General features: G+C 45.4%; 23 protein-coding genes and 1 tRNA gene. 7 read left to right on the top strand and 17 right to left on the bottom strand.

Translation table 11 applies throughout. From position 1 onward, the window contains the following. Positions 1-230: 230 nt before the first annotated feature. From Xmir_RS18980 to efp, 3 genes are all read right to left on the bottom strand, one after another. Entirely contained in the window at positions 231-671 is a 441-nt protein-coding gene (locus Xmir_RS18980; protein WP_099115679.1) for a hypothetical protein, read from the bottom strand. Positions 672-697: 26 nt separating this feature from the next. Further along, entirely contained in the window at positions 698-1,012 is a 315-nt protein-coding gene (gene sugE / locus Xmir_RS18975) for a quaternary ammonium compound efflux SMR transporter SugE (RefSeq protein WP_099115678.1), read from the bottom strand. Between the two features lie 204 nt (positions 1,013-1,216). Next, positions 1,217-1,783, bottom strand: coding sequence for an elongation factor P (gene efp / locus Xmir_RS18970; RefSeq protein WP_099115677.1), 567 nt, complete (start codon positions 1,781-1,783; stop codon positions 1,217-1,219). 40 nt (positions 1,784-1,823) lie between these two features. Between efp and epmB the strand changes: the two genes are divergently transcribed. Beyond that, positions 1,824-2,852 (top strand): EF-P beta-lysylation protein EpmB, encoded by a 1,029-nt coding sequence (gene epmB / locus Xmir_RS18965; RefSeq protein ID WP_099115676.1) that lies wholly within the window; start codon positions 1,824-1,826, stop codon positions 2,850-2,852. Between the two features lie 183 nt (positions 2,853-3,035). Here the strand turns inward: epmB and Xmir_RS18960 are convergent, their stop codons facing one another. The 4 genes from Xmir_RS18960 to Xmir_RS18945 all read right to left on the bottom strand — a co-directional run bounded on the left by Xmir_RS18960 (position 3,036) and on the right by Xmir_RS18945 (position 6,238). Further along, positions 3,036-3,377: a DUF4156 domain-containing protein gene (locus Xmir_RS18960; RefSeq protein ID WP_099115675.1), complete on the bottom strand. Its 342-nt coding sequence runs from the start codon at positions 3,375-3,377 to the stop codon at positions 3,036-3,038. Between the two features lie 159 nt (positions 3,378-3,536). Continuing rightward, entirely contained in the window at positions 3,537-5,183 is a 1,647-nt protein-coding gene (gene groL / locus Xmir_RS18955; RefSeq protein ID WP_099115674.1) for a chaperonin GroEL, read from the bottom strand. A gap of 55 nt (positions 5,184-5,238) precedes the next feature. Further along, complete coding sequence (locus Xmir_RS18950; protein ID WP_038260433.1) at positions 5,239-5,532, bottom strand: co-chaperone GroES; 294 nt, start codon at positions 5,530-5,532, stop codon at positions 5,239-5,241. Positions 5,533-5,707: 175 nt separating this feature from the next. Further along, positions 5,708-6,238: an FxsA family protein gene (locus tag Xmir_RS18945; protein ID WP_099115673.1), complete on the bottom strand. Its 531-nt coding sequence runs from the start codon at positions 6,236-6,238 to the stop codon at positions 5,708-5,710. A gap of 400 nt (positions 6,239-6,638) precedes the next feature. Between Xmir_RS18945 and aspA the strand changes: the two genes are divergently transcribed. The 5 genes from aspA (at position 6,639) to Xmir_RS18920 (ending at position 12,241) form a co-directional block, all read left to right on the top strand. Then, on the top strand, positions 6,639-8,063 hold the full coding sequence (aspA, locus tag Xmir_RS18940; protein WP_099115672.1) for an aspartate ammonia-lyase: 1,425 nt from the start codon (positions 6,639-6,641) through the stop codon (positions 8,061-8,063). Positions 8,064-8,203: 140 nt separating this feature from the next. Next, a complete protein-coding gene (locus Xmir_RS18935) occupies positions 8,204-9,505 on the top strand; it encodes an anaerobic C4-dicarboxylate transporter (RefSeq protein WP_099115671.1) in 1,302 nt (433 codons plus the stop codon). Positions 9,506-9,714: 209 nt separating this feature from the next. After that, a complete protein-coding gene (locus tag Xmir_RS18930; protein ID WP_099115670.1) occupies positions 9,715-11,445 on the top strand; it encodes a protein-disulfide reductase DsbD in 1,731 nt (576 codons plus the stop codon). A gap of 18 nt (positions 11,446-11,463) precedes the next feature. After that, a complete protein-coding gene (gene dicD, locus Xmir_RS18925; RefSeq protein WP_099115669.1) occupies positions 11,464-12,036 on the top strand; it encodes a division control transcriptional repressor DicD in 573 nt (190 codons plus the stop codon). Between the two features lie 129 nt (positions 12,037-12,165). Beyond that, positions 12,166-12,241, top strand: a tRNA-Phe gene (locus Xmir_RS18920). Between the two features lie 303 nt (positions 12,242-12,544). Here the strand turns inward: Xmir_RS18920 and Xmir_RS18915 are convergent. The 10 genes from Xmir_RS18915 to Xmir_RS18875 form a co-directional block, all read right to left on the bottom strand. Then, entirely contained in the window at positions 12,545-13,573 is a 1,029-nt protein-coding gene (locus Xmir_RS18915) for a tyrosine-type recombinase/integrase (RefSeq protein ID WP_099115668.1), read from the bottom strand. 87 nt (positions 13,574-13,660) lie between these two features. After that, the gene (locus Xmir_RS18910) at positions 13,661-14,692 is read right to left on the bottom strand and encodes a TraI domain-containing protein (protein ID WP_099115667.1); all 1,032 of its coding nucleotides are present in this window, start codon (positions 14,690-14,692) and stop codon (positions 13,661-13,663) included. Between the two features lie 211 nt (positions 14,693-14,903). Continuing rightward, positions 14,904-15,587: an N-6 DNA methylase gene (locus tag Xmir_RS18905; protein ID WP_099115666.1), complete on the bottom strand. Its 684-nt coding sequence runs from the start codon at positions 15,585-15,587 to the stop codon at positions 14,904-14,906. A 108-nt stretch (positions 15,588-15,695) separates the two neighbouring features. After that, positions 15,696-16,619, bottom strand: a complete 924-nt coding sequence (locus tag Xmir_RS18900) for a DUF1281 domain-containing protein (protein WP_099115665.1) — start codon at positions 16,617-16,619, stop codon at positions 15,696-15,698. 91 nt (positions 16,620-16,710) lie between these two features. After that, a complete protein-coding gene (locus Xmir_RS18895; RefSeq protein ID WP_099115664.1) occupies positions 16,711-17,007 on the bottom strand; it encodes a TA system toxin CbtA family protein in 297 nt (98 codons plus the stop codon). 9 nt (positions 17,008-17,016) lie between these two features. After that, positions 17,017-17,562: a hypothetical protein gene (locus Xmir_RS18890; RefSeq protein WP_099115663.1), complete on the bottom strand. Its 546-nt coding sequence runs from the start codon at positions 17,560-17,562 to the stop codon at positions 17,017-17,019. A gap of 124 nt (positions 17,563-17,686) precedes the next feature. Continuing rightward, the gene (locus tag Xmir_RS18885; protein WP_099115662.1) at positions 17,687-18,142 is read right to left on the bottom strand and encodes an antirestriction protein; all 456 of its coding nucleotides are present in this window, start codon (positions 18,140-18,142) and stop codon (positions 17,687-17,689) included. 176 nt (positions 18,143-18,318) lie between these two features. Next, a complete protein-coding gene (locus Xmir_RS25795; RefSeq protein WP_167386015.1) occupies positions 18,319-18,468 on the bottom strand; it encodes a hypothetical protein in 150 nt (49 codons plus the stop codon). A gap of 209 nt (positions 18,469-18,677) precedes the next feature. Then, on the bottom strand, positions 18,678-19,175 hold the full coding sequence (locus Xmir_RS18880) for a hypothetical protein (RefSeq protein WP_099115661.1): 498 nt from the start codon (positions 19,173-19,175) through the stop codon (positions 18,678-18,680). Further along, a complete protein-coding gene (locus Xmir_RS18875) occupies positions 19,172-19,975 on the bottom strand; it encodes a winged helix-turn-helix domain-containing protein (protein ID WP_167386014.1) in 804 nt (267 codons plus the stop codon). Before Xmir_RS18875 ends, Xmir_RS18880 begins: the two co-directional genes overlap by 4 nt. Positions 19,976-20,456: 481 nt before the next feature. Here Xmir_RS18875 and Xmir_RS18870 point away from each other — a divergent pair, with 481 nt between their 5' ends. Further along, positions 20,457-20,936, top strand: a complete 480-nt coding sequence (locus Xmir_RS18870; RefSeq protein ID WP_099115659.1) for a hypothetical protein — start codon at positions 20,457-20,459, stop codon at positions 20,934-20,936. Positions 20,937-21,122: the final 186 nt, after the last annotated feature.

The following is a 21,122-nucleotide window of genomic DNA, read 5'->3' as shown; positions in this document are numbered from 1 at the left end:
GCCGCCTCAAAGAAATGGACGATGCCACTTCAAGACTGGCGAATGGCGATGAGTCGTTTTATGATTGAGTTCGGTGACCGCCTTGACGGTCACTACTAAGAAATGGCATTTACACAAAATGGTGAACAGGCTCATTTTTAATCATCACTTTCGAAAAAACCATCTTTGCAAAGATGGTTTTTACCTATTCTAGGAATTACCTACTTGGCCCATAACTACTACGACAGGGCTTATTTTTTTTGTTCCGCTCGTTCCAGTTTCTGCTGTCTTATCACCTGTTCTGCCTGTAAACATTCCCGAATTGCTGGAGCTGCGTGGTCAATTCGATCACTTGATTCCTCAAGTAACTGACTTGTTCCAACAGCGTGGCGTTGTCTTCCGTTTTCGCTCCCTCCGGCAGCACGACAAATAACCCGTCCTTGTTTTGGATTATGTCCACTCCGTCCGTGCGTTTCTCCAATTGGGTCAGCGTCTCTTTCTGGGCGTTGATCGCCTTCCAGTTTTCCAAAAGCCGGCTTTCCTGATAGGTACTCATTCCCCAGCCACCCAGCAAGACAGTGGCTAAGACCGCCGCCATGCTCAGGAACGGAAGTAATATCCGGTTTTTCAACACACTCGACAGTAAATTGTTCTTGGTCTCGCGGAAGTCTTTCAACTATAAGCCGATCCATTTACAAATCGATCCATTTATAAAACATCAACTCGCTAGCTTTAAACCGATAATACCCACAACGATCAAGCCAAGGCTCAAAATTCTGGCAAAATTCGCTGATTCTCCCAGTACCATAATGCCAAAAATTGCCGTTCCCACTGCACCAATGCCTGTCCACACTGCATATGCGGTTCCTGCCGGCAGATTTTTCATGGCATAGGCCAGTAGCCCCACACTAACAATCATCGCACTGATCGTAATTAGGCTCGGAATCAAACGTGAAAAACCATGCGTATATTTCAGGCTTACCGCCCACACCACTTCTAACAAACCCGCAATAAGAAGGATCAACCAAGACATGTCTTCCCCTTTTTATATGATGACAAGTGGGGTCGTCCCCAATGAGATGACGTTTATCCGAGTCGTCCCGAATAACGATAAGAAATGAAGCTGAATTATAGCTACCCGATCTGACTGCTGCAATAATAACGACCAACGGCTGACAACAAAAAACCGCAACCTCTGGACGGAGAGGTTGCGGTTTTTCTAGAATAACGGGCTCGATTATTTAACGCGAGAAACGTATTCGTTAGAACGGGTATCAACTTTAATGACTTCACCGATCTGCACAAACAGAGGCACTTTTACCACAGCACCCGTGCTCAGGGTTGCTGGTTTACCACCAGTACCAGCGGTATCGCCTTTCAGACCTGGATCGGTTTCAACCACTTCCAGTTCAACGAAGTTTGGTGGGGTTACAGCGATAGGACGGCCATTCCACAAAGTCAGAATACATTCTGCCTGATCGATCAGCCATTTTGCATTGTCACCAACAGCTTTCTCATCCGCAGCTAATTGCTCGAAAGTCTCGTTGTTCATGAAATGCCAAAATTCACCGTCGTTGTACAAATAAGTCAGGTTGGCATCCATGACATCTGCGCTTTCAACAGAATCTGTTGATTTAAAAGTTTTTTCCAGCAGTTTACCAGAAATCAATTTACGAAGACGGACACGGGCAAATGCCTGTCCTTTACCTGGTTTAACAAATTCGCTGTCAAGAATAGCGCACGGCTCGCCATCTAACATGATTTTAAGACCTGAACGGAATTCATTGGTACTATAAGTAGCCATGGAGATCCTCTAATTTTTAACAAAATGGCTTAGCCAAAAAATGGCACACATTATAACCCATATTCACCCTGTCAGAGAAGTCTGGCTAAAACAACTTGCGGATGTTATTACTGATCCGAATGAATTGTTGCAACTATTGTCTTTAAACACGCATGCCATATTGAAAGAAGGTAATGAGGCAAAGCGTTTATTTCCCCTGCGTGTGCCAAGAGCGTTTGTAGCACGAATGAAAAAAGGCGATCCCCGCGATCCTCTGCTATTGCAAGTCCTGACTTCCCGGGAAGAGTTTGCTACGCCTTCTGGTTTCTCCACCGATCCATTAGATGAACAATGCAGTGTTGTACCTGGCTTATTGCATAAGTACCACAATCGTGCCTTGTTATTGGTCAAAGGGGGATGTGCGGTAAATTGTCGTTATTGCTTCCGCCGCCATTTCCCTTATGAAGATAACAAGGGCAATAAAAACAATTGGCAACTTGCTCTGAATTATATCGCTCAACACCCTGAGCTTGATGAAATTATCTTTTCCGGTGGTGATCCTCTGATGGCAAAAGATCATGAGCTGGATTGGTTAATCAGTCACATCGAATCTATCCCACATATTAAGCGGCTGCGGATCCACACGCGTTTGCCAGTTGTTATCCCTGACAGAATCACGCTTTCACTGTGTAATCGCTTAGCACAGGCCCATTTGCAAGTGATCATGGTCACCCATATCAACCATGCCAATGAAATTGATGATGCCTTCCGGGAAAGTATGATGAGGCTAAAACAAGCTGGTGTGACTCTGTTAAATCAAAGTGTGATGCTGCGTGATGTCAATGATAACGCAGATACTCTGGCTGATTTAAGTAATGCGTTATTTGATGCAGGTATTTTGCCTTACTACATCCACGTTCTGGATAAAGTTCAAGGCGCTGCCCATTTTCTTGTGAGTGATGGAGAAGCGAAAGCCATCATTCGGGAGTTATTGTCAAAGGTATCCGGTTATTTAGTGCCTTGTCTGACAAGGGAAATTGGAGGGGAACCAAGCAAAACACCGCTGGATTTAGAGTTAAAACAAAATTAGTTTTTCCAGAATGGGCAGCGCCAGAAACCAAACGTAAATGTCATTCCCGCTATTTCGAAACGTTTTTTCTGAGCATTGCCCAAACTTATTTTTCACTAACCCCATCGATTTTTACATCCACATCGGATAAACAACACCACCTCATCTACGGGGCTATCTCTTTTATTTTTCTGCCATTAATACCTAAGGGCACTTATAGACCTGACCAACCATTTTGCTATCAAGAGGTACAAAGCTACCCAGCAAATTCTCTGATGGACTGTTTACGCCATAGATAACGTTTCCACCAATTTCAGCCGCTTTATTGCGTAAGTCATTGGCTGCACTGCGCATAGAGCTGCTCTCGCCGCTAACGCCATTGAGCCAGTTGCTTTGCGTACCGGTAATTTCACCTAACCGCTGGCATTCACTGCCCGGTTGAGTCTCCACAAATTGCACATTAGCACCAGCAGAGGTTAACTGATGATTCGTTGTACATCCTGCCAATAATAACACTGACGCACCAAGCAAAATTTTAATTCGCATAACTTCCCTCATTGGTTATAGGAATTTCTACCATGATGATAAATATACCCTTTTGTTTTCAATTAAGACAAAAAAATAAAAAGGCGAGCAAGTTTTTCCTGCTCGCCTTCAAAGTTTTGTCCTAACGGATGGGCAATTCCATCATCAGGATGAACAGCATTACATCATGCCGCCCATTCCACCCATGCCACCCATGCCGCCAGCTGCGCCTAAGTCAGCTTTGTCATCTTTAGGCAGTTCAGTCACCATCGCTTCGGTGGTGATCATCAGGCCAGCAATAGAAGCTGCGAATTGCAGTGCAGAACGGGTTACTTTAGTTGGATCCAAGATACCCATTTCGATCATGTCGCCGTACTGTTCAGTTGCAGCGTTATAACCGTAGTTGTCTTTACCTGCTTTCACGTTGTTCACAACAACAGAAGGTTCTTCACCTGCGTTGTCTACGATCTGACGCATTGGCGCTTCCATGGCACGCATTGCAACACGGATACCCACGTTCTGATCTTCGTTGTCACCGGTCAGACCAGCGATAGCGCCAGCAACACGAACCAGAGCAACACCACCACCAGCAACAACACCTTCTTCTACTGCCGCGCGGGTTGCGTGCAGAGCATCGTCAACGCGAGCGCGTTTTTCTTTCATTTCAACTTCAGTCGCTGCCCCAACTTTGATGACAGCAACACCGCCTGCCAGTTTAGCTACGCGCTCTTGCAGTTTTTCACGGTCATAGTCAGAAGTGGATTCTTCGATTTGCTGGCGGATTTGAGTAACACGTGCAGCAATTGCACCTTCCTCACCTACGCCATCAATGATGGTAGTGGTGTCTTTGTTGATAACAATACGTTTTGCCTGACCCAGATCTTCCAGAGTCGCTTTTTCCAGCTCCAGACCGATCTCTTCAGAGATAACAGTACCGTTAGTCAGAGTTGCAATATCTTGCAGCATCGCTTTACGGCGATCACCGAAGCCAGGTGCTTTAACCGCAGCAACTTTCACAATACCACGCATGTTGTTAACAACCAGAGTTGCCAACGCTTCACCTTCAACATCTTCAGCGATGATAACCAGAGGCTTGCTTGCCTTGGCTACGCCTTCCAGAACTGGCAACAGTTCACGGATGTTGGAAATTTTCTTGTCAACCAACAGGATGTATGGGTTTTCCAGTTCAACAGCACCTGATTCTGGTTTGTTGATGAAATAAGGAGATAAGTAACCACGGTCGAACTGCATACCTTCAACAACATCCAGTTCGTCTTCCAGACCAGTACCTTCTTCAACGGTGATTACACCTTCTTTACCGACTTTGTCCATCGCTTCAGCGATCAGTTTACCTACAGTTTCGTCGGAGTTTGCAGAGATTGTACCAACCTGTGCAATAGCAGTGGAATCAGAGCAAGGTACGGACAGCTTTTTCAGCTCCTCAACGGCAGAGATAACTGCTTTGTCGATACCACGTTTCAGATCCATTGGGTTCATGCCAGCAGCAACAGCTTTCAGACCTTCGGTGACAATAGCTTGAGCCAGTACTGTTGCAGTAGTAGTACCATCGCCTGCCGCATCATTGGCTTTAGAAGCAACTTCTTTAACCATCTGCGCGCCCATGTTCTCGAATTTGTCTTCCAATTCGATTTCACGTGCTACAGATACACCGTCTTTAGTGATAACAGGTGCACCGAAAGATTTATCCAAAACTACGTTACGGCCTTTAGGACCCAGAGTAACTTTAACTGCGTCAGCCAGTACATTCACACCGCGTAACATTTTGCTACGAGCATCATTACCAAATTTTACGTCTTTAGCTGCCATTGTGTCTTTCCTTTAAATTCGTTCAATTAAGAAGATCTAAGCGCAAGAGATTAAATTACGCTTCAACAATTGCCAGAATGTCGCTTTCAGACATGATCAATACTTCTTCATTATCGATCTTCTCTGTTTTAACGCCGTAACCTTCATTAAAAATGACGGTATCACCCACTTTTACATCCAGCGCTTTCACGTCCCCGTTTTCAAGGATGCGACCATTGCCAACTGCCAAAATTTCTCCACGGGTGGATTTGCCCGCAGCAGAACCAGTCAGAACAATCCCGCCAGCGGATTTCGATTCAACTTCTGTACGCTTGACGATAACGCGGTCGTGTAATGGACGAATTTTCATTGATAGATCTCCTATAAATAAAGTCCATATCAGGTAAGAGGATTGATACCAGAACCCAACAGAACCAGTACCATGAAGCTACAAGTTGGGGCTTAAGATCGGTACTTCAAGGGTGTCGCCAAAAAATATTTTACTTTTTTATTGCCCATTGAAATTTCAATCTAAGCAGACACCATTATTTTTTATTATGTTCACTGCCAGATTCATCATGGTTTTTTTGATCATCTGGTTTCTGACCGCCCAATGTATAGGAAGCGTCATCTTGCCTACGCTCATACTCTCCCTCAAAGGTCTGCCCGTTCTGGTGGCTCGAGCTATGATTATTCGAACCATCAAAGGCATTGGGGCGGTAAAAATTGATATGGGGCAACAGCTTTGCCGTCAGAAGTTTCTGTACAGGGGGCAGCAGCAGCAGCAACCCGAGAAAATCAGTGAAAAAACCGGGCACAATCAGTAAAAATCCCGCAATGACCAAAGAAACACTTTTGATGGCTTCTTCGGCAGGGCTTTCACCCGCTGCAATTTTTTGCTGCATAGACATAAAATTCTTAATGCCCTGATTACGTACAAGAGACACACCAAGACAAGAAGTAAGAATAACCAGCAGCAGGGTCAGCAAAACCCCAACTTCAGAGGCAATCCGGACAAACAGGACAGACTCGATGTAAACCAGCAGGCATATAAGAATAAGTGGGAGCCAGCGCACGTGGTTCTCCTTTCATTATTTATTTGTCGTTCACACTATTTATTGTTCATCGCAGTAAATATCATTCATCACAATATTTAGCATTCATATTGTGCCAAATACACACAATATGGCGTTAGATCACATAATGTGGGGATGATAATAACAGTTTTCAATACTTCAGAAAGTTGACTTTCCATCTCTGTAATCGTGACTTCAATCACACATATGTGATTTCATTAATAAAATAGCACTATAAAGTGATCCAGGTTCAAGGCATTTATAATAAATCCACATATGATCGCGCACACAATTCCATGATAAGTGATTAATATCAAGGCAATTGTCGCCGGCAACATTATTCTAAACAAACACGTAATAGAACAGTAAAAAAAACGTATCCAATTTTAAGAAGGTTCTCATGTCAAACAACATTCGTATCGAAGAAGACCTGTTAGGTAAACGAGAAGTCCCTGCTGATGCCTATTATGGTATTCACACTCTGCGTGCGATTGAAAACTTTTATATCAGTGACCGTACTATCAACGATGTCCCAGAGTTCATTCGTGGCATGGTCATGGTGAAAAAAGCTGCGGCACTGGCAAACAAAGAACTCCATACTATTCCAGGAAAAGTTGCAGATATTATTGTCAAAGCTTGTGATGAAGTCCTCAACACTGGCAAATGTATGGACCAATTCCCTGTTGATGTCTTCCAAGGCGGCGCAGGTACTTCTCTGAACATGAATACCAATGAGGTACTGGCGAATATCGGTCTGGAATTGATGGGACATAAAAAAGGCGAATATGAGTACCTGAATCCGAATGATCACCTGAACAGAAGCCAGTCAACCAACGATGCTTACCCTACTGGTTTCCGTATTGCTGTCTATAACTCATTGATGCAATTAATTGAATCCATTGAATTTCTGAAAGCAGGATTCGACAGAAAAGGCGCTGAATTTGACGATATCCTGAAGATGGGTCGTACCCAGTTGCAAGACGCTGTTCCAATGACACTGGGCCAAGAATTCCGTGCTTTCTCTATTTTGTTAAAAGAAGAAATCAAAAACATCGCCCGCACGGCAGAACTGCTGCTGGAAGTGAACCTCGGCGCGACTGCGATCGGTACTGGCTTGAACACTGCGCCAGGTTACCAACAATTGGTCATTGAAAAATTGGCCGAGGTCACAGGATTACCTTGCCAACCAGCAGAAGATTTGATCGAAGCAACTTCCGACTGCGGCGCTTACGTGATGGTTCACAGCGCGTTGAAACGTCTGGCGGTTAAGATGTCCAAGATTTGTAATGACTTGCGCCTGCTCTCTTCTGGCCCTCGCGCTGGCCTGAACGAAATCAATCTGCCAGAATTGCAGGCAGGTTCTTCAATTATGCCAGCTAAAGTTAATCCGGTTGTGCCAGAAGTTGTTAACCAGGTTTGCTTTAAAGTCATTGGTAACGATACCTGTATCACTATGGCAGCAGAAGCCGGTCAGTTGCAGCTTAACGTCATGGAACCCGCGATTGGTCAGGCCATGTTTGAATCTATGTCTATCCTGAGCAATGCTTGCCGTAATCTGGTTGAGAAGTGTATCGACGGTATTACAGCCAATAAAGAAGTGTGCGAAAGCTTCGTATTCAACTCTATTGGTATCGTCACTTATCTGAACCCATTCATTGGTCACCACAATGGCGATATCGTGGGCAAGATCTGTGCTGAAACAGGTAAGAGCGTTCGTGAAGTTGTGCTGGAGCGCGGCTTGCTGACCGAAGCTCAGTTAGATGATATTTTCTCCGTTGAGAACCTAAAACATCCAACTTATAAAGCAAAACGTTTTGATGACTGATTAAATGTTTATAATAACGAGTTCGTCTTAATTATTAAGGCACGCCATTCCAACCGGAAGCGTGCCTTTTTAATTGTCTGCAAACACAAAGTATTAACCATAAGTTTTCATAAGATTAAATAAATTAAGGAGTACGTAACATGTTAGCCGTAGAATTGGTTATTGTTCTGCTGGCCATTTTTCTGGGGGCACGATTAGGGGGAATAGGTATTGGTTTTGCAGGAGGTATTGGCGTATTAATCCTTGCAGCCATTGGTGTTAAACCTGGCCATATTCCATTTGATGTTATCTCAATTATCATGGCTGTTATCGCAGCAATATCTGCCATGCAAGTGGCGGGAGGGCTGGACTATTTAGTTCAGCAGACTGAAAAATTACTGCGGAGGAATCCGAAATACATCACCATCCTGGCACCTATCGTCACTTATTTTCTGACTTTATTTGCCGGCACGGGAAACATTTCATTGGCAACATTGCCCGTTATTGCAGAAGTCGCCAAAGAGCAGGGCATCAAGCCTTGCCGGCCACTTTCTACTGCTGTTGTCTCTGCTCAAATCGGGATCACGGCTTCCCCTATTTCTGCGGCAGTCGTTTATATGGCATCAGTTATGGAAGAGCAAGGCATCAGTTATATTCACTTGCTGATGGTGTTACTACCCGCAACGTTTTGTGCCATCATTCTGATGTCATTCATTATTTCATGGCTTTTTGATTCCAGGCTGTCTAATGATCCGATTTATCAAAAGCGCCTTGCGGATAATCTGATAGAAATGCGCGGTGCCAGCCAAATTCAAATCAAACCCAAAGCAAAATTGTCTGTTTTCCTGTTCTTGCTGGGGGTCATTAGTGTTGTCATCTATGCCATTATCAACAGCCCGAGCGTTGGGCTGGTTGAAAAACCGTTGATGAATACCACCAATGCCATTCTCATCATCATGCTCAGTGTTGCCACCCTCACCACTGTCATTTGCTCAGTTGATACCGATGCCATCCTGAACTCAAGTACCTTTAAAGCGGGTATGAGTGCATGTATCTGTATCTTGGGTGTTGCATGGCTGGGAGATACTTTTGTACAGGCTAATATTGACTGGATCAAAGAGACAGCGGGCAGCCTGATTCATGCCCAACCATGGCTGTTGGCGATCATTTTCTTCTTCTGTTCAGCGTTGCTCTATTCACAAGCAGCCACAGCGAAGGCTCTGATGCCCATGGCACTGGCGCTGCATGTTACGCCATTAACCGCGATTGCTTCTTTCTCTGCGGTTTCCGGTCTCTTTATCCTGCCAACTTATCCAACATTAGTTGCAGCGGTGCAGATGGATGATACAGGAACCACGCGTATTGGGCGTTTTGTCTTCAATCACCCATTCTTTATTCCGGGAACCATTGCCGTTGTATTGGCTGTCACATTCGGCTTTCTGTTTGGCGGCATGATTTTGTAGTTTTATTAATCGAACATTGGAAAATATTATTTCAGGGGCAAGTAACGCCCCTGAAATATTTCCATCGTAAAAATCTTTTTTCTCCTCTCAGAACAGCATTGTATTAATATTAATCAAGTGGCTTTCTGCTATGAGCGTCATCGGTTATAGTGCTGACTAAATAAATTTTACGAATCAATTCCACGATACAGGCAGGCCAAAGATTACTTATGATGAAACGTATTCTCATGTTGTTTCTGCTGTTCAGCGGTATCGCTTTTTCTCCTATCAAAGCCAACGCACTGTTTGAACAACCGGGGCAAAGTCTCTACCTTCCTGCTGATCAGGCATTCATGTTTGATTTTCAGCAACAAGGAAATAAACTCACTCTGAACTGGGATATCAAGCCCGGTTACTACCTTTATCGAAAACAATTCAAGATTATTCCCAAGCAAGCCTCATTGGGTGAAATGGTTTATGCCAAGGGAATAGATCATGAGGATGAGTTTTTTGGGAAGAGTGAAGTTTATTTTCAATCAGCGCGCATTGATGTTCCTATTTTATCCGCCACCAATGACGCTTCTCTTGAGATAATTTATCAGGGATGTGCAGAGGCGGGTTATTGTTATCCTCCTGAAACATTAAGCGTACCATTACAAGCGGTAGTTGCTTCAGACCAATCAAATAATGAAACCACAGTATCGCAACAGGAAAGTCCCCCAATCAAAGAACATGACGTTCCATTTTCCCCATTATGGGCATTGTTGATTGGCATTGGTATCGCTTTTACGCCTTGTGTATTGCCCATGTATCCGCTGATTTCCAGCATTATCTTGGGCCAGAAACGCCCCGAAAGCCTGAAACGAATATTTTGGCTCGCCATGAGCTACGTTCAGGGAATGGCGCTTACTTATACCGTGCTTGGACTAATCGTCGCGGCTGCGGGTCTGCAATTTCAGATTGCCCTGCAAAGCCCTTACATTTTGATCGGGCTGTCAGTGCTATTTATTTTGCTCGCCCTATCAATGTTCGGGCTATATAACCTGCAACTTCCTTCTTCTATCCAAACTCGTTTGGTGGATTGGAGCAACAAACAGCAAAGTGGCTCTTATATTGGCGTATTTAGTATGGGAGCCTTAGCCGGGTTGATTGCCTCCCCCTGTACGACTGCACCTCTCAGCGCCATTTTGCTCTATATCGCCCAAAGCGGTAATACGCTGGTTGGCGGCCTGACTCTTTATCTTTACGCGCTGGGTATGGGGTTACCGCTTATCGCTGTCACATTATTCGGCCACAAACTCCTGCCTCGCAGCGGCCCGTGGATGCAGTACGTTAAGGAAGCCCTCGGGTTCATTATTCTGGCTCTGCCGGTATTCTTACTGGAGCGCATTCTTGGTGACACATGGGGCATCAGATTGTGGAGTATGCTGGCGGTTGCGTTCTTAGGATGGGCTTTCGCATTAACATTAAACAGCAAAAACGGCTGGCTGCGTGTTTTACAAATTATCTTGCTGGCTCTGGCACTTATCTCTTCACGTCCCTTGCAAGATTGGGTGTGGGGAACGCCTACGACAGAACAGCAAAAGACAGCAATAAAATTCCAACAAATTAGTGACTGGCAAGAATTAAGCCAAATTTTAGCCGAAAATCGCCAACAGCCGATTATGTTGGATTTATATGCTGACTGGTGTGTGGCCTGCAAGGAGTTCGAAAAATATACTTTCAGTGATCCACAAGTACAGGCACAATTGAGTCAATTCCTCCTGTTACAGGCAAATGTCACGGATAACGGGCCAAAACAGAAAGAATTACTACACAAATTGCAAGTAAGAGGACTGCCCACTATCTTGTTCTTTGATATTCAAGGAAAAGAGTTAATCGATTCACGAGTCAGTGGATTTATGAATGCAGAACGTTTTAACCAGCATGTGCAGCAAATACAACACCTACAACAAAAATAATCTGGAAGGAGAGCCACTGTGCAACGTGAATATGTGCTTAGCCATGCCCTGAACTTATTGGAGCAACATGGCCTGTCAGCAACACTGGAGACACTTTTAACTCCCCTGGATATTGATATTGACCATATAAAACATTTTTGGCCTGATCGTGAAGCCCTGCTCTACGACTGCTTACGCTACCACAGCCAACAGATTGAAATCTGGCAACGCCAAATTCTGCTGGATGAAGATTTGAACCCTGAACAAAAGTTATTGGCACGTTTTGATGCTCTCAAGGAAAAAGTACAGGAACAGCGTTATCCGGGTTGTCTGTTCATCGCGGCTTGCAGCACTTTCCCTGATGCAAACCATCCGATCCATCAATTGGCAGAACTGCAAAAACAAAACTCCTTCCATTACTCAACGGAGTTATTGCAGCAACTCGATATTGAAGATGTTCAACAAGTCGCCAAACAGATGGAACTTATCCTTGAAGGATGTCTAAGTAAGCTACTCGTGAAAAGAGATCTTGAAGATGTCCTGACGGCAAAACTGCTGGCTGAAGATATTCTAACCATCGCAAAATGCCGAAAAAATGGGGCATTAAGTTAATAAAAAGCGGCCCAAGCTGAATAACCACACTAATTTGGTATAAAAATACAGCGATCAATCAATTTTAATGATTTTTTCACAGAAAGTGTTTGACGGATTGGGCTGAATACGGTTTAATGCGCCCCGTTAGCCCGGATAGCTCAGTCGGTAGAGCAGGGGATTGAAAATCCCCGTGTCGGTGGTTCGATTCCGCCTCCGGGCACCAAGTTTCCATGCGAGTTTGTCAAAGGTTGTTAAATTTCCTGACAAAGGCGCGAAAAACCAGCAATGGTTAATAAAATGTTAAATCCTAATCAGTTCAATTTGTACTGTTTAGTTGAGAAGAACATTTAAGACAAGATTACAGGGTAGCTGTTTTATCAGTTACCCTTTTCTCGTTGAAGGTAATGATTTCAGTAATTGATTCTGATGTCAAGTCAGGTGAAAACTTCACGGGATGCAGGGCGGTTCAATCAATACTCTCCTCCTCAATCCTGACTGAGACCCGCCCTGGTCTTTTTACGCCGTTTTATTCCTTCTCACCGGAACTCTCATCAGCGCGATCGGTATACAATCCCAGTTCCCGCTCCAGCGTTTTGCCCGTCACTTCCATATCAAGATCAATGTATTCCATCGTGGTCGCCACATTACGATGCCCCAGTAACCGTTTCACCAGCGGCAGATTACGATCCGGCGATTTCATCAGGGTCGTGGCCACCGTATGACGAAAACGGTGGGGAGAGACCGCAAAGCCGCACTCTCTGGACAGCCGGCGAAAGAAAGAGCGGAGCTGCTGTTTTTCCCTGTCGATATCGTATTTGTAACGGGAAAGCCGGCTTTGGTGCGGTACATTCAGCCGGCTGAGGTCAAAAATCGGATCGCCGGCTTCGGCACCGGCCGCGATTGCCTGTTCAATTAATTGCGCCAGCCGAGGTTTGAGTGGCTGGACAATCGGTACCTCCCATTCACAGTGGTTTTTACTGCCTTCAAGACCCAGTTCAATATAATTGCTTTCCAGATTGATATCCCGCAGCCGCAGATGCAACAACTGGTTCTGGCGTATCCCCGTAAAACGTAATGTCGCCAGTACCGTCATCCAATACCCGGTCGGATATAATGCACAACGCCCTCCCCGTGGAGCCGCCGCGGTTCTTTCTTCCTCAGCAAATTTCCCCATCACCAGATTCATGCGGTTTATCTGTGATTCACTCAGGATCTTCTTCTTTTTCTTTTCTTTTTTCACTGCCGCATCATTAAACGGATTCTCAGTGTGGGGCAGCAGTTTTTGCTCCATACCGAAATTAAAGATCGCCCGCATATGAGCCACCTTATTGTTCCAGGTATGGCTCGACTGTTTTTTCTCCAGCAAAAGATGACGCCGCCACCGCAGCACATCCCGGTGAGTGACCTGCGCCGGTGAGACCGCTTCCCCCATAAACCGGGTAAAACCCCGTGTGACCTTGCGATAACTCCACTCGGTGTCCGGTCTCAGGATATGTGAAAAAAAGTACTCCTCTAATAACGCTTCCCAACTGATGGTTTCTGCTGTGTGCAACATGTTATTTTTTCCTCAGATCATCACGGCATCCTGCCGTTTCCTGTCCAAAATCGATTTTCGGCCATAAAATATAAATAACCATTTGAATTATTTATATTTAAATGATGAATGACAGTGACTATCAATCGCAATGTTTTCTTTATTCAGCCCAGACCGTTTGGTCAGTTTCGAATCGTGAGGGGGATTTTTTCCCTTATTTTGCTGTGAAGATTCATCAGGTGACTGAAATAATGACAATAATGTCAGGGTATCGTCAGGTGTGGAGGAAACCGGGTTTTGCATGTCACTGACGGGAGGTGCTGATGGTGTTTCCGGCACAGGGCAGCTTTCGGAAGAGCAAGCTGTATTCTTCACGGCAGACGGCGGCACCGTTGATTTCACCAAAGGGGAATTAACCCGCCCCGCAGCGTCCTGAAGCAAGGCATCAATCAGCGGAACGGTGGAAGGACGCCCGTTGAGATGCTGCATCAGGCAATCCCAGACCGCCGGTACGGAAACCAGCCACTTCATGGCTTTTTCCGGTAACAGACAGGCAGCCAGTAACACTTCCTGAGGGACCGGGGGTATGTTCTCCGGTGTGCGAAAGCGGAAACGAAACGGTTTGTCGGGGACACAGACACCCGGCTGCCAGACATGCCCGTCATCCAGCTCGCCTTCCAGTTGCCGCAATAAGGGCAAGTGGTAAAACAACGCGGCCCAGAACACCACCGCCTGCCATAAGACCCCCTGTGCCGCCTGTGTTTCCGGGGCGGCACAGGGCGGCAGCAGATGCCCTTTTGCCAGCCGCACCGCACAGGTGGTAAATTGCAGTGTCAGGTCAGCAAATCCGCCGCTGCCTGACCACTCCCCCGCCGAGGCGGCGGGCACCTGCTGAACGCTGCCCAGCAATTGCTTCACCGGCGCGAGATAAAAACGCTGATACAGCCCTTCGGGTAATGTACTGTTTTGCCATAATTGTTGCAGAGACTGTCGGCGCACCGGCGTGGCCAGCAGTTCATCCGAAGATTGCGGACGAAAATAGCCCCGGTCATCATGCATAACTTCCGGTTGAGATTCGGCTGATTTTTTCTGTGGCGCAGGCTGCTGACGGGTAAAATGCGATTTAAAACGTGCAAACATCTCTTTTCTCCTTTTCAAATTTGGCTCAGTGTCGGTGAATCCCAATCTGAAACAAGGCGAAACTCTTTTTGCGGAAATGAAAATTAACCTGACTCGGTTCATCCATTAACTGACTTACCGAGTCACCTTAATTTTCATCATAAATCAACACCTTAATATCATTTAAAAACTAAAAAGCGCCCCGAAAGGCGCAGATGAGCGTGAAAAAAACTCAGGCCGCTTGTTCATCGGCCTGCAAACGTTGCGACCAGTTACCCAGATAATGCGCGGGCGTGTAACGGGTGCGTTTGGTGTCACCCTCATGCAGGGCATCACCGATGGTCACGGCGGCCGGAATGCCGGTCAGCGACAGCTGGATATACGCCATCACGGCCGCCAGCGGGTCAATATCAATCGCAGAAACCCACAGGCTGCACATCGGGTCATGCCCCTGCCCTCGCAGCACGTCGGCCGCCGCCAGAGTCATACAACCCGCACCACACGCGGGTTCGAAAAGAGTGATAAACGGTTGGGTCTGCAACAGCCCGGCTGCATCATGCAGCTGCATCTCCGCCATCATTCTGGCGACACTCCAGGGGGTAAAGAACTGCTGGAGGCCTTTATCGCCCAGCTCCAGCCGCATAAACACGCTGCCGAGAAAATCACAGGGGGCTTCCGCCAGTGCCAGCACGGTAGTCGAAAAGAGTTGCACAATCCGGTCAACATCCTCCCGTTCGTACTGATTGATGGTTTTCAGGTAATACTGCTCCAGCTCTTCACTGAAACAGTATCTATTGTGGATCGCCGCCATCGCACAGTTGCAAAAATCCCGGAAGACCTGATGGCGGTTGTGGTAACGGGCGGTTTGTTTAAACAGCGAAATGAATTCATGTTGATAGTCAGGACGTGATGCCATTGCGTGTTTTCCTTATAAAACAAAAAAAGGAAAACACGCTCCGAAAGGGGAACGTGCTTCCCCATTCGGTTGAAGTAAAAATCAGTGGATACGACGTTAAACAAAGTGTTACTGCCCGACGGCAATGGCCGGTAAGGCCAGCGTGGTTTCCGCTTTCTCACCGTTGACCAGATACAGTGCCGGCCGGTTTTCCCGCCCGGACAGCCCATAACCGCTGTCCACATGCTCGCCCTGGTCATAGCAGTCGTAACCTTTGAGCTGGCCTGATGCTTCGCTGTACCAGTGGCGGATTTCACAGTCAAACACCGATGACAGCTCCCCCATCAGTTCGGCCGATGGCGGTGCCCACGGGGAATCAAACCGCACGATTAAGCTGCTGACATTGCGGCGCTCCCAGCGGACATGATGCCCGAACGGCCATTCCAGACCGTATTGCTCATCGTAAAACTGCGCGGTACTGGCAATCCCCTTGAGCAACCCGCTGTTACCGTTAATTTCACAGGCCAGCCGGGTCGGCATCATCATCAGCATATCGCAGGGTTGTGCTGTTTCCGGATACGCATTCAGTTTATCCCAGCACACGCCAATATCGGGTGTCTCAGACCAGCCCACCATCCCAAACCAGTCAGTATACTGGCGGGTCAGGAGGCGGGCGATAAGGTCACGTGCGGGTTCCGGCACACTCTCCCAGCGCAGCAGGCTGAGACAGGACTGACGGTACAAATTATCTATCCGTTTAATGTTGCCGCTGCTTAACGGTACATTGTCCTGTAACAGCTTCAGCCACTGCTCAAACGCCAGGTTCTGCGCCGAGGGTGCCGCCGTACCCCGTATCAGTTCCGGATACGGCGTATAGGCTTGCGGTTTGGTGGGTTTCAGTATCCCCGCACAGCCCGCCAGAAACAGGCGCAAACTCTGTAATACCGCCTGACGGTAACGGGGCGTTTCTTCCCCACAGACCCACTGCTGCATCACATCGAGACAAACGGATTTGCCGGTGATTTCTAATTGATTGGTGTACCAGTCTGCCATGGTTATGTTCCTCATTGGATTGGTAAAAATAAAAAGGAGGAACCGCACCATCAGGGAGAACAGTTCCCCCGATGGGTGATGGAAAAAAGGGTTACTGCCTGTCCTGCCTGAAAAGCGTCTCAGCAATACCGCTGTCGAAAATCACTTGCAGCTCATCATGAAGACCCAGATACGGTGTACTGAGCGGGACAGCCTGCGCATTCAGCCGGGTTAAATCGTATTTATCCACCAACTCGTTGATGGCTTCAAAGGGCAGAACACCACTGGCTATCAGTTCAGCCACCGTGTCGGCTTCACACAGTACGGTATCATTCAGGCTCAGGCCAAAATGCCGTTTTAGTAACGTGCCGGCAATGACCTGCCAGACGGTTAATCGTAAAGGGGCCATCGTGATACCTCACATGTTAAACGCTGACTGTCGTCCGTGCCGGAGAATATCCTGCACTTCACTGCACTGTTGATAACAGGGCGAAACGACATGCAGCGACAGTAAATGCGCCTCATGCCACAATGCACGGGCGGCCTGCGTATTCTGCCAGCCCTGCTCAAGCACGGCTGACTGACACAACTGGTGCTGTTGTTTTTCCAGTGACAGGCGTTCTGACGTCACCGTCACCGGCTGTGCCCAGACAATCTCGTCATAAAACCGGCCACCGAGCACTTTTCTGTCCTGTGCGTCATAAATCATGACGGTCAGCGGAAAAAAAATGCCCGTGACCTGCTCAGGCGACATTTTCGGCAGCGGCCAGTCGCCCAGCAGATGAATAACCTTCAGCCGCTGCACCGCTTCCGTGATGGAGGATGCTTCGCACACCATCACGGTTTTCTCCCGCAGTGACTGTGGTGTTTGTGGGTGTTGCATCAGGCCGGTGACCTGCACAGTAAAAATTTCCCGTAAGGCCGGTTCTGTCTTGTCCGGCACGGGTAAAAAAATGGAGCTCATCTGTATTTCCTTGATTTGATGTCAAATAAAGAAAACATCCGCCCGATGTCGGGAAGGTGTTTTCGGCTCCCCGGTCAGGCGCTTAAGAAAAGAGAAGGGTTAACAGCAACATATGCTGATAACCTCAGTGATGATTATTATTGACACTACAGATTAATGATGGACTCAGCACCTTATATGGCGCTCTTAAATCCAGTACGGCACGTATCAGTTCGGTTTCCGGGTGTTGCAGCGCATATTCACGCAGTTCGCCGAACCGGTACGCATCCTCATCGGGTTCATCCAGCACCGCGATACGGGCAAACACCGCTGTCGTCACCGCCAGCCCGAACGCATCGGCAGAAAGCGTGATAGTATCCGGCAGACAGACAGAATATGTGGCGGCGGATGTCGGCACCATATAGGCCAGCTGCTCAGAAACATCCCGCCTGTCCCAGCATTCATACCGGTATTCTCCACATAACCGGGTGGCGGTATTGGCAATCAGAAACCCCAGAAACAACCGTTCCAGCGGTTTTTTGCCGGGAAACACAGCAGACAGCGCAGAGCTGTCCAGCATGATAAGTTCACTTTTTTGCATGATGTTTTCCTGTCAATAAAAAAGACGGAGAACACCTTGCCCGGCGGGAAGCATGTTCCCCGTCCGGGTGACTGGCGTAGTGCCAGGTAGAATTAAATAACCTTCATCATCGACAAAGATGATATCTGCTTCCAAAGGGGCGCAGATGTACCACACAGTGTGTACTCCCTTTCAGGCTACGGGAGTGTTGTTGTCGCTGCCCGAAGGTGATCCTCATAAGCGACCGGATCATTCATCAACGTGATGACGCTAATGGACAGCGATAATGCAGTCAAGGGGGAATTCTTTTTCCGGCAGGGAAAAATAACGTTATTCTGTCTCACCATTCTGATAATACACCTGACGGATATAGCGTCCCCGCCCATCCTATAAAGATAAAAATTGATTTAATGTCGCAGAGAACGACATCAGGGAATGGCGAGGAGTGGCTTGATTAAAACTCCCCCGTAGAAGATAAATACGGATACGCTTTTTATAACGAAACACGTTCCAGGTAGCGCTCCGAACAGCCCCCAAGTAAAGGGAGCTGGGATATTTAAAATCGTTTACACAAGAAAAGAGGCCCCGAAAGCTCGTTGAAAATGTAAAGATCTTTATCAACCGACGTAATATTTAGGTAAAAGGATGACTGCACTCTTCCCAATATGGGGAATATCGTATCAACTGTGGGTGGGATATTGTCACTAACCCATAATCTTACATTTATAATTTTGAATGTGTATATCTGATCCTTATCAAAATCAGTGTAATCAATCTTTACTTCACGATCGATTATGTAATTTTTATTATCTATTGACAGTACACCTTTCTGTATCAAGAAACCTGTCCCATTACCATATAAAAATAAAAAAATTTTTTCATTTAAATTGGCTAGATCAGTGTTATTAACTTTTCTACGTAAAGTTAACTCACCCGCACATCGAATCTCGATGTTATTTTTTTTATTGTCCACATTGATAATTTCAAATGATGCTATTAACAAAATAATGGAAAGTAATGAAAGCGCAATATATAACCAATGGTTTTTTTTCATCGATTTGCACCAAAGTTGTTTAATATGCTTCTGCAGTCTTTAGTTTTGTTATTTTTGTCTAAGCCACATATGCCTATAAAACTAACTTGTATGTCCTGACTGCCACTACGTGTTTTTTTGTAGTAAATATTACCCTTCGCGAAGTCGCAATTAATGGCTTCTTTGTTGATATCTTGTTTGGCTATATCAATATAATTTCCACCCACATCTATTGGGAGATCTCCCAATGCATAAACGTCACATTTTCCAACGCTATAAAGAAATGTTGTTTTTTCATCGCGTACGTTTAAGTGTTTGAATGTAATAAAAGCTTCATAAGAAGCGTAGCTACAGAGGAAAACGAAAGTCATACATATAACGAATTTTTTTATTTGTTGGTTTTTTGGCCTTATGAAAATAGTGTTATCAGCGGGGTGCTTTAATTGCGCCTCACTTTCATTAATAGGAAAAACATTATTTTCACTCTGTTTAATTACTGGCTCTACAGCACCCTCGAAACGAAAACCTACTTTAGGAATGGTGATGATAATCTTTGGATCCCTTCCCAAAGATTCAAATGATTTTCGAATCTCGCTTACAGCGACATTGAGGCTATTGTTTGAACGTGTAAAACCATAATCCTCCCATACCCTTTTCAATAAATCTTCCCGATGAAGAGTTTCATTGCTGTTAGTGACCATTTCAAGCAGCAGTCGCGCCGCTTGGTTTGATAGTGTGATTTCATGATTGCTATCGTTGAGCAATGACAGTTTTCTGTCTGCAGGTGAGTATATGATGGTAAAGTTTATAACGTATTTCAATGACGTAATCCCAAACAGATTCAGATCTTTCTTAAAAAAATAACACACAACAGATCTATAGATTTTCCATTTACTCGTCAATGGTTTTATTTAAAAGGAGTGAATGATCTATTCCCTGTTTTTAAAAAGGTATTAACTGCTGCTTCATGTGTCTTTTTTTATTATTATTGGAAATTAATTATTATAATATTTATTACATCGGAATAAAAACCTTTTTAATTAAATAAATAAGTATAATGTTTTGTTTGTTTTTTTATTCTCTATCATTGTCGCCGTTGTCACAGAGGTTCTCTGCTTTACCAAGTGTGCAGTGTGACACGGGAAAACGGAACTCAGGTTACAAGAGGTAAGTGTTGAGTTCTTCATTCATCGTAGGATGTGCTTATGGAGTGACTCATGCACTTGATGTATACACTTACAATCTGAGCATACGGAGCTACACACCAAAAAATAGATTAAGTCGCAAGCAATGGATTAAAAAATGGTCACTAAATATCGAATTTTATTCTTAACAGTAATATTATTTTTATTTGGGTGCAGTAGTAACAAAGAACATGTATCAACTAAAACCTATGACATAGTTAAATACACTGTTGTTAATAACACTCAATATAGCCTCTCTGTAATTCGAAAAAATGTGGAGTGGGGTAGCTGGGTTTCCAAACCTCTATCAACTATTCAGCCTTATGGAAGGGATTCATTTTCTACCAGAGGAACCTTAACTGCAGGGACTGAGGGTAATGTAGAATATTCAATTTATGGAGGAAGCTTTGACGTTTATTGGAGCTTGTCGCATTGGGGTTCTGTTAAAAATCGTTTGACGGTAAATGATCCACACAAATTGTACGATATATATCGTGTAGAGGATGCGAGAAACACATATACGGTCTATGTTAATGAAAAGAATGCAGCGAAAAATATAATGTTCTCATTATATCAGACCCTCAACCTTTTCGTTTAGATACCAGTAGTAATGACCTAAATAAGGACTGTTCTGAATGGGAGTCATTTAATGGGGTGGTTTCAAGTAGCATAAAAAAATTAAAAAATGATAAGAATTTCGCATTTGGGATTGTTAATGGTGATATCACTGAATTTGGTAGACGGGATAGCAGAGAGAGCATAAAAATCAGTGGGAAATAATAAG

It is taken from the genome of Xenorhabdus miraniensis (genome assembly GCF_002632615.1).
Note: the sequence above shows the minus strand (reverse complement) of the source record. Positions and strands in the feature narration are given on the sequence as shown.